At 55.3% G+C, this 14,459-nt stretch carries 7 protein-coding genes, 6 tRNA genes and 1 pseudogene; 3 read left to right on the top strand and 11 right to left on the bottom strand.

What is annotated here, in order from left to right; all coding sequences use genetic code 11:
• Together U367_RS0103810 and U367_RS0103805 are read right to left on the bottom strand one after the other, a co-directional pair.
• The gene (locus U367_RS0103810) at positions 1-252 is read right to left on the bottom strand and encodes a hypothetical protein (RefSeq protein WP_016979527.1); all 252 of its coding nucleotides are present in this window, start codon (positions 250-252) and stop codon (positions 1-3) included.
• A gap of 59 nt (positions 253-311) precedes the next feature.
• Positions 312-1,415: a polyamine ABC transporter substrate-binding protein gene (locus U367_RS0103805; protein WP_028615747.1), complete on the bottom strand. Its 1,104-nt coding sequence runs from the start codon at positions 1,413-1,415 to the stop codon at positions 312-314.
• 138 nt (positions 1,416-1,553) lie between these two features.
• On the opposite strand from U367_RS0103805, the gene U367_RS0103800 reads away from it, so the two are divergent.
• Positions 1,554-2,351: a response regulator transcription factor gene (locus tag U367_RS0103800; RefSeq protein ID WP_028615746.1), complete on the top strand. Its 798-nt coding sequence runs from the start codon at positions 1,554-1,556 to the stop codon at positions 2,349-2,351.
• Between the two features lie 21 nt (positions 2,352-2,372).
• Here the strand turns inward: U367_RS0103800 and U367_RS0103795 are convergent, their stop codons facing one another.
• The 9 genes and pseudogenes from U367_RS0103795 to U367_RS0103755 form a co-directional block, all read right to left on the bottom strand.
• Complete coding sequence (locus U367_RS0103795; protein WP_028615745.1) at positions 2,373-7,553, bottom strand: DUF6543 domain-containing protein; 5,181 nt, start codon at positions 7,551-7,553, stop codon at positions 2,373-2,375.
• Positions 7,554-7,565: 12 nt separating this feature from the next.
• Complete coding sequence (locus U367_RS0103790; protein WP_236639965.1) at positions 7,566-8,987, bottom strand: trypsin-like serine peptidase; 1,422 nt, start codon at positions 8,985-8,987, stop codon at positions 7,566-7,568.
• Positions 8,988-9,155: 168 nt separating this feature from the next.
• A pseudogene (locus U367_RS01000000129835) lies at positions 9,156-11,038 on the bottom strand (M3 family metallopeptidase).
• A gap of 507 nt (positions 11,039-11,545) precedes the next feature.
• A tRNA-Gly gene (locus tag U367_RS0103780) sits at positions 11,546-11,621 on the bottom strand.
• A gap of 3 nt (positions 11,622-11,624) precedes the next feature.
• Positions 11,625-11,700 (bottom strand) — tRNA-Glu (locus tag U367_RS0103775).
• Positions 11,701-11,803: 103 nt separating this feature from the next.
• Positions 11,804-11,879: transfer RNA gene (locus U367_RS0103770), tRNA-Gly, on the bottom strand.
• Between the two features lie 3 nt (positions 11,880-11,882).
• Positions 11,883-11,958: transfer RNA gene (locus U367_RS0103765), tRNA-Glu, on the bottom strand.
• A gap of 104 nt (positions 11,959-12,062) precedes the next feature.
• Positions 12,063-12,138, bottom strand: a tRNA-Gly gene (locus U367_RS0103760).
• Positions 12,139-12,142: 4 nt separating this feature from the next.
• Positions 12,143-12,218 (bottom strand) — tRNA-Glu (locus tag U367_RS0103755).
• A gap of 362 nt (positions 12,219-12,580) precedes the next feature.
• Here U367_RS0103755 and U367_RS0103750 point away from each other — a divergent pair.
• Together U367_RS0103750 and U367_RS0103745 are read left to right on the top strand one after the other, a co-directional pair.
• A complete protein-coding gene (locus tag U367_RS0103750) occupies positions 12,581-13,351 on the top strand; it encodes a hypothetical protein (protein WP_028615743.1) in 771 nt (256 codons plus the stop codon).
• Between the two features lie 274 nt (positions 13,352-13,625).
• Positions 13,626-14,438, top strand: a complete 813-nt coding sequence (locus tag U367_RS0103745) for an alpha/beta fold hydrolase (RefSeq protein ID WP_028615742.1) — start codon at positions 13,626-13,628, stop codon at positions 14,436-14,438.
• Positions 14,439-14,459: the final 21 nt, after the last annotated feature.

The raw sequence follows: 14,459 nt of genomic DNA, 5'->3' as shown, positions 1-14,459 counted from the left end.
TTAGAGCGGCAGCAGGAAGCGTGATCGCTCCTCGGTCCGGGCAAGCTCCGGGAACTCCAGCAGCAGCGCCCGGTTGCCCCGGCCGATATGCTCCATCACCGCCCGCGTAATGTACTCACGTACCATGCCCGTGGAGACGTAATACATGGCCCAGGCTTGTTCGGGCGTACAGTGGCCGATCTGTTCCTCGATGTCCTTGTACGCCTTGTCATCGTCCGACTTCACGTCGCGCTGATATTCGGCTTGGCCCATGATGGTTCTCCTTCACTGACACGTCTGCTGCAGCCCGGACCGCCTATTCATTCACCCGATCAGGTCCCGCTCTTCACCTTGGTCCACACCCGCGTGCGGATTCGCTCCAATTTCAAGGGCAACGGTTCCAGGGGAACCAAGGTGGCGATCGTCTCTTTGGACGGGTAAATCCAGGGGTTGTCGCGCAACTTCTGCTCGACCAACTCGGTGGCATCCTTGTTGGCGTTGGGGTACAGCGTGTGGTTGGAACTCTTGGCAATCACTTGCGGGTCGAGCATGTAGTTGATGAACGCCAGCCCCTGCTTGGCATGCGGCGCATCCTTGAGCAGCACAAAGTTTTCCGACCACACCAGCCCGCCTTCACGCGGCAGGCTGTAGGCAATCTTGCGGCCGGTGTTGTTTTTCTCATTGATGGCTTGCGCCGTCAGCGCTCCGCTCGCCCAACCCACCACCACGCAAATATTGCCGTCGGCAAAATCAGCGTCGGTCCTGGAAGAGTCGAAGTAGAGGACGTAAGGACGGATCTTCAACAGCAGCGCCTGGGCTTTCTGGTAATCCTCAGGGTTCTGGCTGTTGCTCGGCAGCCCGAGGTAATGCAAGGCGATCGAAATGATTTCGCTCGGCGAGTCGAGCATCGCCACGCCACACGACTTGAGCTTGCTGATGTTCTCTTCCTTGAAGATCAGGTCCCAGCTGTCCACCGGGGCATTGTCACCCAGGGCGGCCTTGACCTTATCCACGTCATAACCAATGCCGGTGGTGCCCCACAAATACGGCACGGCATACCGGTTACCCGGATCGTTGGCGGACAGCAGCGCCAGCATTTCGGGATCGATGTGCGAGAAATTACTCAGTTGGGAACGGTCCAGCGGCGCAAGCACACCGGCCTGGATCAGGCTGGGCAAGACATTCGAGGTGGCGACGACAACGTCATACCCGGTGCGCCCGGCCATGACCTTGCTCTGCATGATCTCGGCACTGTCGAAGGCATCCAGGTGCATCCGGGTACCGGTTTTCTGTTCAAATTCCTTGGGCGTCTCCGGCGCGATCAGCCCGAACCAGTTATACAGATTGACCCGGGGTTCGGCCGCCGAGACCGGCGCACTGGCACACACAGACACCAGCGCAGCCATAAAAATGGCGCGCAACTGGGGTTGACTCATCTCGCTATCCTTGTCAAAACGACAGGCCATCATGGCCTGCATCCACTGGAGGGTGAATATACTCGGCACGCCCGATTAGTAAATACCCAGAAGTACTTAGCCCAGCCCCATGAATACCTAACCCTAAAGGGGTAGTAAATGTCGCTCGACCTTCACAACCTGGCCTGGCATCGGTCCGCCGGAACGCTGATCATGCAGCTGAACCGCCCGGCGTTCTGGAGTTCGCTGGTTCGCGTGGTAAAGGAATATGTCCAGATCGACAATTGGGTTGTGCTGATCTTCAGCGACCAACAGGTGCGGGTCATCAGCCTGACCGAAGTCGCCGATGCAGACGAAGTGGACGCGCTGACCCAGCGCTATGTAAAAGGGCTGTACCTGCTGGACCCGTTTTACATCGCCAACCGGGAGAACCCGCAGAGTGGTTTTTTCCATCTGTCCGACATCGCGCCGGAGCACTTTCTGACCACCGAGTATTACCACCAGTATTTCGCCCAGTACGTCAGCGTGGACGAGGTGCAATACAACGTACAGCTCGACGCTGACAGGACGCTGTGCATGTCATTTGGCAGCAACGTGCGATACAGCCCGCAGCAGATCACGACGCTGGACATGATCAAGCCCTGGGTGATGGCTTTGATGCATCAACGCATGTGCTTTGAGGGTGATGCGGAAAAAAGCCAAGCCGAGCCGCCACCGTGGTCTGAGGCGATCATGCAACTTGGCGCACAAATCACAGCGCGCGAAAAAGATGTGCTCCGGCTGCTGTTGAGCGGTTTTTCCAACAAAGAGATCGCCGGCAAGCTGAACCTGTCGACCGAGACCATCAAAGTTCACCGTCGCAACCTTTACAACAAGCTGAGCATCAAGTCTCAGTCCGAGCTGTTTGCACGGTTTTTCCTGCCTGGGCAGGAGGGCATTGCCGGACCCGCCCCGTGACGAACGATAGGACCTTCAAGACTACGATGCGGTTCGCCGCACGGGTCCTTTCTTCATAGAAGCATCATCTACGCTGTAGACGGACTCCCCTGCGCTGGGAGAGAGGTCAAGCTGACGTCCAAGTCGACTGATCAGCAGCGCCACGGAGTCAGCGTTGCTCAAAATCGTATCCATCCTCTTGAGAGGGTCACTGCGAAATATTCGCCGAGCATCGTCGAGTGCATCTCCCCCGGTAACCGACAAAATATGCTGTAAAAGGCTGTCTTGTGGATCTACATTCTTCACGATCTGGAACAGTTCCGTGAACGGCGTAAAGAGACACAGGCGTTCAGTCTGGCGCTGTTTCAGGCGTGCTTTGAAGGCCCGGTTATCCGGAGTGTCATTCCTGATAAGATCGAGAAATGGATGAGAGGCATCCAGGCGGGCAATGTCCTCCGTTGCGCACACATGATGAGAGAGTTCATGGATGAGGGCGATAGCACGGGCATGGACGTTGACATAAAACGGCTTGGTTAGAAACGGCTTGTACTCCAACGTAGGCTTGAAAAACTCCTGGGTTAAATAAATGACCTGGTCTGCGTCAGGCACCACGACAAACGCCATGACAGCCGTATTACCAGGGGGCGGGGTGCCGCGCGAAACCCCAACGACGAAGCGTTCTGAGTTCAAGGTATTGAGTGAAGGGGCTGTGAGAGCGTTGAATACCTTGTCAACCACTGACTGTATTTTCTCGATATGTTTCATTTCTACGACTTGTAAATCGAAGGTCTCCTTGATAACTGCGAGCGTGGGAGTGGAGGCTTGTAGGGTAGCGGCAACCAGACGTAAGTTCTCCTGCGCGTTTTTTGTATAGTAGGTCGCCATGGCCAATGCTTCAGTGATCATCAAACCCCGTTTGGGATAGAGGGTTCGGATGGCTTCCATACCGGATGCTTCGATGTTCATACCTTCACGAGCTAGCGGGCATGAATAAAATTGATTGCTCAGTTTAGCGAGTGCTCGTCGAGCATGCAGTAACGGAACTTGGCTACTGAGCATCCATTGTTGGCGGGTGTTTTTTCGTATCAGCGGTCCATCTCCCAGGGAACTGAAAATACGCCAGTGCTCACCCTGTTGTTTGACTTGAAAGACTTTGCCTTCGACGGGCGCATAGTGGCGTTTCTGAGCTGATTGGTAGAGCCCAAGATCGCCAACGCTGGTCATCTCCTGTAGCGCGAGATCGGTTACCTCATGGGGTTGCAACCGGGTTCTTTCAGGCGCGGTGATGTCGATGGCGGGCCATGTTGCAACGGCTTCGGACGTAATGGCATCAGGTTGCACAGGTAACGTCTGCTCTGAAATTTCTGGCATTGACCGGCGAAGCAATGCCATTTGCGCAACGCCACTCACGAACTGCGAGATTGCCGTGCGCCAATGATGATCTTGCAACGCGTCGGCAGAAGCCTTGAACAGTTTGTAGCTCTGCCAGACGAGCAACGGGTATTCCAGCTTTGCGGCCAGAAACGGAATGCCTTGGTATATACCGCTGGAGAAAACGCTCTTCGCCAGGTTCCAATAGGCAACGGCGTTGGAGATGGAATGGCATCCCAACAATTTCAACAACAGCTCGAAGTTGTCTGCAAATAGCTGTTTGAACAAGCACCCGACGATGGGATTTGAGGCCAGTTGCAACGAGCTTCTGGAGGCATTGTTCGGGTTGAAAAACGTCGTGATTGCCGATTGTGCTGCCTGAGGAAGCAACCTGAGCACCCAACTTTGTAGCGGGCCAAGTGACCAGAGTTCTGTCAGTAAACTCGCTTCGTCGGCATATTCCTTAAGGCAGTGACCTTGACTGTAAGGCGCATAGAGAACGTGAGGCCCCTGACCTGATGCAGGGCTGATCACGTAAATGCCCACGGCTTTGACCGCTGTGGCGCCTATGGAGGTCAGCAGTTCAAGCGGGCGGATAGTGGCATTGGCACCTGTAACGGCAGCACGGGCAATCGAATCCGGCATGTCCATGATCTGCTGGATATAACCGAACGCTGTTGCAGTCATTTGCTTTGCCAGGAATTGGGCATGTGCATGTTGCATCAGTTGCCAGGGTAATTGCCGGGCGAACCGCTGTTGACGCTCAAGCAGGTCGGGATTAGCAGCCGTGAAGAGCCCTCGTAGATAGTCTTGATAGGTGCCACTGATGTTCAGCGCCTGGATGTGTGTGGTAAGGGTTTTTGCGTCCAGCTGGCTGGAGAGCAACGCTGACCCCGTCGAAGTAAAGCGCGGTGCCTCAGTTCCCCATTCATCTCGATGGCTCGTCGCATAATCGACCAGGGTCAACGACTTCTCGACAGCGCTCCTGTGTGCAGGGACGGTGACTTCAATCTGATCGGGGGTGACGCGGCTCTGGTTGTCGAGCGTGCGTAACAACGTTGACAGTTTGTTGCGCGTGAAATCGGCCAGTGAGTCGATACCATGAAGGTAGTCTTTGTCCGCTTCCACGCTGTTTCGATACTGCTCCAGCAGTTCAACCTGTAGTTGCTGGTCCGCTACGGGAGCGTTGGCCACCCATTCAGGTAATGAGTGCCGCAGGATCAGTGCCTGGGCGATGGCCGTAGAGCGCTCCACGTTAGTCGGCGCGAGTGTCTGCGTTATTTGGACCTGCCAAATGTCCTGCAGGTATTGGGCGGGTAGCTTCGGGCTAAGCAGGTGAGTGATCTCGGCTTTTCTTTGCTGCTCGTAGTGCCGGTGCAGGTATGCGACCAAGCCGTCTTCGATCAACTCGAAAGACCCAACGGTATAGACCTGATGCAGGAGGCGTTCGGACCGAGGGAGGTTTTCCAGCAGTGCAATGCGTTCTTCGGGCTCAAGCAAGCGCTGGTTCAACGTGGTTCTGAGGGCGGCCAATGAACTGAAAACCTCCAACCCCAGCGCTGGGCTCCAAAGAATGGTTTTGCCGGAATATTCGGGATCTTGCCCCCCTCGTTCGGTTAGCACAAAACAGTTGCTCAATGCGGCGCTGACGTCCCGCTCGGCAGTCGTCAGCGTCAGTGACAAGGCATCGGGTCGGAAAGCGTTCATGCTACGTCGCGTATCACGTTTGTAACTGTCAAGGACCGTCAGGATGATTGCCCGGTCGCTGGGCCGTAGTGAATTGTCCAGGACCCTGAGCTTTGCTTCCGCCTTCAATCCAATGGTCATCGCCTTCTCGAGCAGAAGCCGCAGGTCGGGAACCCGTTGGTCCACCAGACGCAGGTGGCCTTTAAAGCCTTTCAGCGAGGTTTCGATGATTGTGTTGAAGGCGGGTAATTCCAGATCGGGCACCTTTTTAGCAACACCCTCGGAGGCTACTGAAAAGAATCCGCTGTTGGGCGAAGGCGTGAGGACCTCCGACTCCCCGCAGAACCGTGCCAGAAAATGGTCGACCATATTGACCGACGATACCGGTGTACGACGTTCGGTATCACCGGGAGGACTGCTGTAGGTATTTATAAAAATATTCGCGGCATCGCGAAAGGCTTCTTCTGTGCTGGAGAGTTCAGAATTGAGTTGTGCGATGGCGGAACGGTAGAGAGTCGGGCGAGTTGCCAGTCTGCCCTCCAGTTCGGTATGCAGACTTTCGAGTTCTCGCAGTTCCGTGCGAACCGTTTGCAGGGCTGACTGCCCTTCTTGCGGAAGGTCAGCAGAGGGGTACCAGGACGCCGCCAACTGAGTGCTCCAACGTCCTTTGGCATCCAATCCCCGTAACGCTGGATCAATCATCGCGCGAACATCAAGCAGATGGTCAATCAGCGCGTCGATGTCCATGGTGCCTTTGCTCTGACGGTACATTTCCAGGCCATACTCCAGGTTCTGAGCCTGTTTTTCGATGACCGTACGCATCAGGCCCGGGAACACCGCTCCTGTGAGAGGGCTCGTAATGACCGTTGAGGTACTGAAGCTGATATCGAAATAACGTTGCGGTCGAGACAGGTAGTTCTTCCAGTCGTCAGGCTGCTTCGGTGAGTTCACTCTCTCCTGAAGACGGGTTTTCAACTCTTCCACATCAGGGTCCGCCAGTACGCCTTCACTGGGGGTATAAAGAATGGCCTGTGCATCTGTCTCGCTTTCTATTGGACGGATCATGAGGGCGCCGGCCAGTTCAACAAAGGAGACATCTGATTCGCCCAACAGTACTTTTTCGACGCGCAGGGCGCTGGCACTGTCAGAAGAGAGTGCATCGGAGGTCAGCAGGCGTGTCTGGATTTCAAGACTTTGGTCCGTGGAAATATTCGCCTGTTGCTGCTGATCAAGCAGGCTGACCCGGAACCTGTCGCTCATGGCCGCCGCAAAGTAATCCAGGCGCGAGGGCCCTGCTCGGCTCGCCGCCTGCCAAAATAGTGAAAGCTGGGTTTTTATTTGCTCCATCAACCCTTGGGCCAGCGTTTGTACAGACCTCTCCCAATGCAACTGATCGTCCGCCGCACGGTTTGACTGCTGAGGGTCGGGGGCTCTGCCAAGGTTACTGTATTGCCGGGTTTCGCCTGCAGGCCAACTGTTGTCGACGAAGTAGGCAAGCACGGTTTCGCTCAATGAGCGAGTTGTGGTTTGGGATGTCTCGGCTATGTGGCAGCTCACGCGTGTATCGCGTTGATTCAAGCCCGGAAAGTGTGCAGCCAGAGCCGTATTGATCGCCTGTTCCAGCATTGACGTCAAACTTGGCGCTGAGTACAGCTCCTCAAGCATGCCCTGAGCATTGTTGCGCAGGTTATTTTGGAGTGCGCGCTGTTGTTCTTCAAAAACGGCGCCGGCTACGGATACAGTGGTGAGCGTGAGTGTTTCGTTGGTGCTCAACGCCGCTCGCTGAGAGAGAGACAGGTAACGAAACAACGCTTCTCGTTGTTCGGATACCTCCAACCAGGTACTCATTGTCGATTTTACGCTGGCAACGCTATCGAATCTTTCCAGGCCCCGGCACGGTGTGTAGAGGAACGCGCCACCACCGGGCGCAGGTCTCATCATGAACGCACCGGCGAGTTCGATTGACGGTTTTCCGGGCGTGGTCAAATGAAGGCTTTCAACTTGCATGGGTGGTTCGTGCGCCATGCGCGCAGCGTGGGTGGCGGAATACACCGCGTCGAGCCAGTCGAGATCCTCAAGGGTGAACGCTCGCGCGCGCTGGCGCTCCGTCAGTTGTTCTCTTACTGCAAGTGTTTCGGTGAAAAAATAGGGAGGGTTATCTTCCATGATGAGGCCTTATTACAGTCGTGGCGATGGCTTCTTCGCTTGTATGGGCGGGAAAAACATTGATCTTTCGATCACATCCGTACGTACGGCGGATGGTTGGCCCGCAAGGTTGCGTGCATAGCTGCACAACGTGATGGGTAGCTGAGATACCCGATAGGTAGAACTGCCGGTGGAAAGTGCATAACGGACATCGTCGATGTCTTGGCAAGAAGCGCCATTCGAAGCGTCCATATAGAAGTAGTGGTGCGTGAAATCTGTGTGTTGGTTGTCCCAATCGATGCTGTAACTCAGGTTGATCCGAGGTGTCGGCGCTGGAGCGGTCAAGAACACGGAGTGCGTGAATACATTGTGGAGCAAGGCAGGCGTCAGGGCTTCGTTCTGGCTATCTATCCCTACAATGCACAACACATGAGCCCCTAGCGCCGGCCCGATCTCTTGATTGATATAGCCATCGGTTGACGCTATCGCGCTGTGATAATCGTTGGGAAACCTACATTCCTTAACGTCATGTACTGCCTTGAATCGATAGTAAGCATTTTGGAGCGAGAATCTGATATTCCAGGTGGGCCGGACGTTTCGTCCAAGCACGTCCTGCTGCTTATGCACATAAGGATTCAGTTTCCACGGTTCTTCAATGATGATCTCGACGGCTTTCAGCTGACAATCCACCGTATTGTTCAAGAATTGACCATCAACAAAACAATGATGCAGGTCATTGGCTGGATAGCTGTAGTTGAACTTGGCCGCTTCGCACGCCGAGTTGTTTTGGCAGTTGTTAAGGACGTCGTTTTTAATGACCGCTGCTACTTTGCTGACAATGCCTGTCACTTCATTGGTACTGCGATCCAACATCGGGCTTCCGGAACTTCCGGACTGAAGATCTCGACAACGGTTTTTTATCGCACCAGGAAATACGCCAGGATGTTCGACAAAACTGTCTACCCCCGTTTCTTTGCAGACGCTCATGCGCAGCCCGTTCTGTCGAAACCCAATCGGGGATCCCACATTGATCACTTCACGCTCGCCTGAATGGCGATGAGTCGCGAGCTTGAGTGGCATGATTCCCTCTGAGATGAGTGTGGTCAGCGGCGTATCAAGTTCAAGAACCGCCAAATCGGTGCCGACCATGCTGCTCCAATGGGCAGTTTTAACCCGGAAAGTCCGGTGCTGTGCAGGTGTATCGTGGAAGTATCTGAAGGTGATACTCGCTTCAATGGTTTGGTTGATATATGCCGTGCCGTAGCTAAAGAACACGCAGTGCCCACTGGTCAGCACATAGGCTGGGCCGACGGCATTATCCTGACGGTTTCGGGTATCCAGTAATATCGCATTGCAGGTTTGGCCGATGGCGTTTTTCAAATGACCGATGCCAGACCATAGCGAGTAACGCTGGTCGTGGTTAAGCAATGCCACGGATGAGGTTTGATCAGTCATTCCTTCAGTCAAATCTCTGGCATGGATTTGACCGGTAACACAATACAAAGCAAGTAATAAAAAGGGGATGAAATGCCGATATAACATAATAGGTCTCGGAGAATGGCAGCAGTGGTAAATGCCAAATTGACTCGACACGTCCAATTGATGGGACAGACTGGACTCGTTCTATGAGCGACCGAGAAAAAGCTCAAGTGACGTCATCAGTGGTCGGGTATCACCCTGGGTGATGAACGCATCACGGAATGCCTTGCCGGTAGTAGGGTTGAACAGCCCCTCGCGCTCAAAACGTTCAAACGCCTGCCTGGCGAGTACACCCGACCACTTGTAGGAATAAGTTCTGGCCCCATAGTCACTCCCCAACGGTTCGAAACTGTTGACTGGACGGGTATCACCAGGCCACTGCAAGAGCCCGACTTCTGCATTGACACTGGTGAAGACATCATGAGGTGTTCGACCGTCGCCGTAAGTCCGGTGCAACTCGAAGTCGACGAGCCCGGCGAGCAAGAGAGAGGCCGTTTCCCAACTGGTTTGAGTATGGACAAATCGCTTCACCCTATAGGCGATATCGTCAGGCAGGGGTTGTCCAGTCTGGAAATGCCCTGATAGCCAAATCAGGAACGACTGTTTGAAGCAAAACTGTTCCAGAACCTGGCTGACGAACTCCGAAGAGTCATGGCTCAATTGACCGATGCCTGATATCGCCCGATACGGTGCGGCGGTTAACAGTGCTGCAGACAATGGCCAAACTCGTGCAACAAGACCCTTAGTTGCAAATGATCAAGCAAGCAGGGTTGGGTCTCGGTGGGGGGCTGCAACCGGCTGTTCAGCACCACCAAGGGGCTTCGTGGCCTGCCTTCGGCGGTGATCCGCCGGTTACGTAAACCTGAAGCATCACCAAATCCCGCTGCTTCTTGTCGGCGATAGGGGTTAATGAACAAATATCCGATCGGCTCCGCATACTCTCTGAGTTCAAATACCCGCACATCCTCATGCCAGGTATCGGCAGCCGCGTGTTCGATCAGATCAACACCGAACAGCGTTTTTGTGAAGGCGCACAATCGTTGCAACACCGTCTCCAAGGGGAAGTAGTTGCGAAATGCCTCTTGGGAAATGCCTGCCACGTCCTGGCGAATTTTTTCAGCGAAATAATGAATGTCCCAAGGCTTCACATCCGTAATTCCATGCTGTGCAGCGAAGCTCTCAACCTGCTCCGCATCTTGGGCAAACAGGCTTCGCGACAACTCGATCTGGTGATGTAAAAAGTCGACGACCTGCTCGGTCGTGTCCGCCATCTGATCCGCCACCGCCAGTTGGGCAAAGTTGGAATAACCCAAGAGCTGCGCTTTTTTATGGCGATCATCAAGCAGTACCGTCAACACCCGTTCGTTGTTGGTAATCAGGTCATCAGGACCTGTGCCAGAAGCACGGCTGTAGTAAGCAGCCATCATTTCCCGACGCAGGTCCCGGTTGTCCGCATAGTTCACAATGTCGCGATAGGATTGAGTTGAAAGGGTCAGCAACCAACCCGTCAAACCTGCTGCTTGAGCCGCGACCTCCATGCGTGCCAGCACAGCGTTCGGCAAACCGATCAACAACGATCTGTCTTCGATGTGCTTGCTCCATGCCGTGTTCGAATCCTCCAGCCGTGCCAGAAACTCGAACTGAAACTTGCTGATTTCCATGTTCAGGCTTGTCAGTTGCAACTGCTGCTCGGACGACAGATCAAGGCCGGCCAAGTGGTACTTGCGCAAGATTTTATGCAGTGCACGTTTACGCTCTTCATTGAACAGCGCAGCAATCGGGCTATCGGCGAGCCGCCGATACAGCTGATACAGCTCGCTGTTCTGTGCCTGCTCACTCTTGTACTGCTCTGCCAGCTCCTGACAGCGCGTAATTGCTTCCTGCCAGACTGGCGCTATGCGGGTGGAACCCAGTAGCTGGAGGATAGTGAGGGTGCCGTCCAGGCGTGCTTCCAACTCATCTACGGCGAGCACGAGATCGTCCCATGTTGGGAAGGATTTCTGACTGGCAATGATCTCTGTGGTCATGACACGACTTTCAGCAATGATCGCCTGGACAGCCGGTATCAAATGCTCTGCTCGTATGGCAGAGAATGGTGGTAAGTCATACCGCTGCAAAAGTGGATTGTTCTCGGACATCGGCTTCTCCTTGAGACGGGGCGGTGAAAAAACCAGTCTAGGAGGATCAAGTGTCCGTGGGACGCTATATATGCGTGGGGGAAATGCCGAGCTGTCGACCCATATCACCGAGGGTTTAGTGTTTGCCGGTCGCCTTGAACTGGCGAACCGCTGCGCGTGGAAGGTGCCATAGTACGAGTTCCTGAATAGGATTCAGGGAAAGATGCCCGTACCCGCAAACGCTCCTCTCCAGCGACAAACGCTATCGCGACCATTCGGATTTCATGGACTCATTTCTGGACTGAAAACGTCGAGATACCGATGGTTCTCGGCTGATCGCACTGGAACGAAAAAAGACGCCTAAGCGTCTATTTTCAATAACCTACAGACTTCCATGGAACTCTGTAGATCGATATTTGGAGCGGGAAACGAGACTCGAACTCGCGACCCCGACCTTGGCAAGGTCGTGCTCTACCAACTGAGCTATTCCCGCAAATGGCGTCCCCTAGGGGACTCGAACCCCTGTTACCGCCGTGAAAGGGCGGTGTCCTAGGCCACTAGACGAAGGGGACACACAACTGAAGCACATGGTGTGTGTTTCAGTGTCCAGAGGTTAGATCCGAAGATCATGCCCTGGTTTCACTCAGTGCCGCCCGAAGGCCACACTGCTTAAATTGGAGCGGGAAACGAGACTCGAACTCGCGACCCCGACCTTGGCAAGGTCGTGCTCTACCAACTGAGCTATTCCCGCAAATGGCGTCCCCTAGGGGACTCGAACCCCTGTTACCGCCGTGAAAGGGCGGTGTCCTAGGCCACTAGACGAAGGGGACACACAACTGAAACACATGGTGTGTATTTCAGTGTCCAGAGGTTAGATCCGAAGATCATGCCCTGGTTTCACTCAGTGCCGCCCGAGAGCCACACTGCTTAAACTTGGAGCGGGAAACGAGACTCGAACTCGCGACCCCGACCTTGGCAAGGTCGTGCTCTACCAACTGAGCTATTCCCGCATATTGGCGTCCCCTAGGGGACTCGAACCCCTGTTACCGCCGTGAAAGGGCGGTGTCCTAGGCCACTAGACGAAGGGGACACACGTACAACATTCACTACTTAGCTGCGTTTCGCTGTGTGCTTTACGCGTTAAGTGGCGCGCATTCTATGGATGGATTGAAAGGTCGTCAACCCCCAAGGATAAATTTATTAAAATCAATGACTTCGACCTGCTTTCAGGGCCTGAAGGCGAATTGTGCGTGTCCGGGCTTTGACGCCTATATTCTGGCGCCCGACAAGACGCTATAGTTCGCTCCAGCAAATGATGGCAATGTGCATCCATGCAGGGAGCGCCTATCTATATATAGAAGCAAACTACCCGGGCAACTGGTCGATCAGTCCTATCCGCCGGATGGCCCAGTCACTACACTCCACTGTAAACCCTATAAAGAGGTCACACCGGTGACACCACTCATGATCACCCTGCTGGTAATAGCCGGGATCGTAATACTGATCGCCATTGGCTACATGAACCACGTGGTGGAAAACAACAAGCTGGAAAAGAAGCGCACCGAGATCGAGCTTAACGATCGCCTGCGTCGCTGCGGTGAAATCACCGAGACCTTCCCCGGCCAGTTGATGACCCCGGCGCTCAAACTGTTGATGACCCGCCTGGAACTCAACGTCAACCAGCGCCTGTTGAACCTCAACAAAGGCAGCGCACCGCTCAAGGCTCGCATCGCCGAGCTGAATACGCTGGTGGCCCAAGGCGAATCGATCCCGGTGAACAATCCGCCCGCGCCGATCCAGACCGAAGCCAAGGCAAAGGATGTGCGCTTCCTGCTCGAAGCCCTGCACGGCCAGGTCACACGCGCCGCCCAGGACGGTTTCCTGCCGGCCAACGAGGCCAAGCACTGGATCCGGGAAATCCGCCATATCCTGGTGTTGCTGCACATCGAGTTCTTCAACAACCTCGGCCAGCACGCCTTGCAACAAGGCCAGCCGGGCCAGGCACGCCTGGCGTTCGAGCGTGGCGTGCAATACCTGCGTAAACAGCCGGAGCCAGTGATCTACAGCGCACAGCTGCAACAACTGGAAGCCCAGCTTGCCCGCGCCAACTCCACGGTGCTGACCAACAGCAAGCCCGCCGAAGACGAGGTCAACGAACTGACCGAAGGCCTCAAAGTGGTGGATGCCGACGCCGAGTGGAAGAAGAAAGTCATCTACGACTGATTGCGCGGTAGTTGGGCGGGCCTGTGGTGAGCGGGCTTGCTCCGCGCTGGGCTGCGCAGCGGCCCTAAAACCTAACCCCCCGATCTGTCTGCCAGAACGAGGGGTTTTTATTGGGGCTGCTACGCAGCCCAGTGCGGGGCAAGCCCGCTCACTACAAGACCAGGTCTGTACAAACAACCTACCGCTTCACAAGATGCCATCACTTTGCATCTATCCCCCCGCCCCCGACTAGCGTAAAAAAGTGCCCCTTACTCCGTGAAGTCAGAGGCCTGTTATGCCTGTCGCCGTCATTGATGGACAACCGCTGCACTACTTGGACCAGGGCACCGGCCCGGTCGTACTGCTGGGCTCAAGCTACCTGTGGGACGCCGACATGTGGGCGCCGCAGATCGAAGCGCTGTCGCAACAATACCGTGTGATCGTGCCCGAGCTGTGGGGCCATGGTGAATCCGGTGCATTGCCCGCGCAAACCCATTCCCTGGACGACCTCGCGCGCCAAGCCCTGGCCCTGCTCGACCAGCTGGATATCCCAGCGATCAACCTGGTGGGGCTCTCGGTCGGCGGGATGTGGGGCGCACGCCTGGCACTGCTGGCGCCCGAGCGGATCAACAGCTTGGTGCTGATGGACACCTACCTGGGCGCCGAGCCCGAGGCCACGCGCCAGTATTACTTCTCGCTGTTCAAGATGATTGAAGACGCCGGTGCCATCCCCGAGCCGTTGCTGGATGTGGTCGCGCCGATCTTCTTCCGTCCGGGTATCGACCGCGAATCAGCGCTGTACCAGGATTTCCGCCGGCAACTGCAGGGTTACTCGAAAGAACGTCTGTTGCAGAGCATCGTGCCCTTGGGTCGATTGATCTTCAGTCGCGAAAACGTACTGAAGCAACTGCCGCGACTGGACGCCGACACCACGTTGCTGATGTGCGGCGAGCAGGACAAACCGCGCCCTCCCGCCGAGTCCAAGGAGATGGCGGGCCTGATCGGTTGCAGCCTGATCCTGATTCCCGAAGCCGGCCATATCAGCGCCAGGGAAAACCCGGACTTCGTCAACGAAGCCCTGCTGACCTTCCTCGCCAACAACGCCTGACCACCCTCCCCTGTGGTCGTT

The organism is Pseudomonas canadensis (genome assembly GCF_000503215.1).
GTDB lineage: Bacteria > Pseudomonadota > Gammaproteobacteria > Pseudomonadales > Pseudomonadaceae > Aquipseudomonas > Aquipseudomonas canadensis.
The sequence above is the reverse complement of the archived record's forward strand: the minus strand, read 5'-3'. Positions and strand labels throughout refer to the sequence as shown.

Coding starts and splice junctions, on each gene's coding strand:
- U367_RS0103800 (WP_028615746.1), top strand. CDS start 1,554: ATGTCGCTCGACCTTCACAACCTGGCCTGGCATCGGTCCGCCGGAACG.
- U367_RS0103745 (WP_028615742.1), top strand. CDS start 13,626: ATGCCTGTCGCCGTCATTGATGGACAACCGCTGCACTACTTGGACCAG.
- U367_RS0103795 (WP_028615745.1), bottom strand. CDS start 7,553: ATGGAAGATAACCCTCCCTATTTTTTCACCGAAACACTTGCAGTAAGA.
- U367_RS0103810 (WP_016979527.1), bottom strand. CDS start 252: ATGGGCCAAGCCGAATATCAGCGCGACGTGAAGTCGGACGATGACAAG.
- U367_RS0103805 (WP_028615747.1), bottom strand. CDS start 1,415: ATGAGTCAACCCCAGTTGCGCGCCATTTTTATGGCTGCGCTGGTGTCT.
- U367_RS0103790 (WP_236639965.1), bottom strand. CDS start 8,987: ATGACTGATCAAACCTCATCCGTGGCATTGCTTAACCACGACCAGCGT.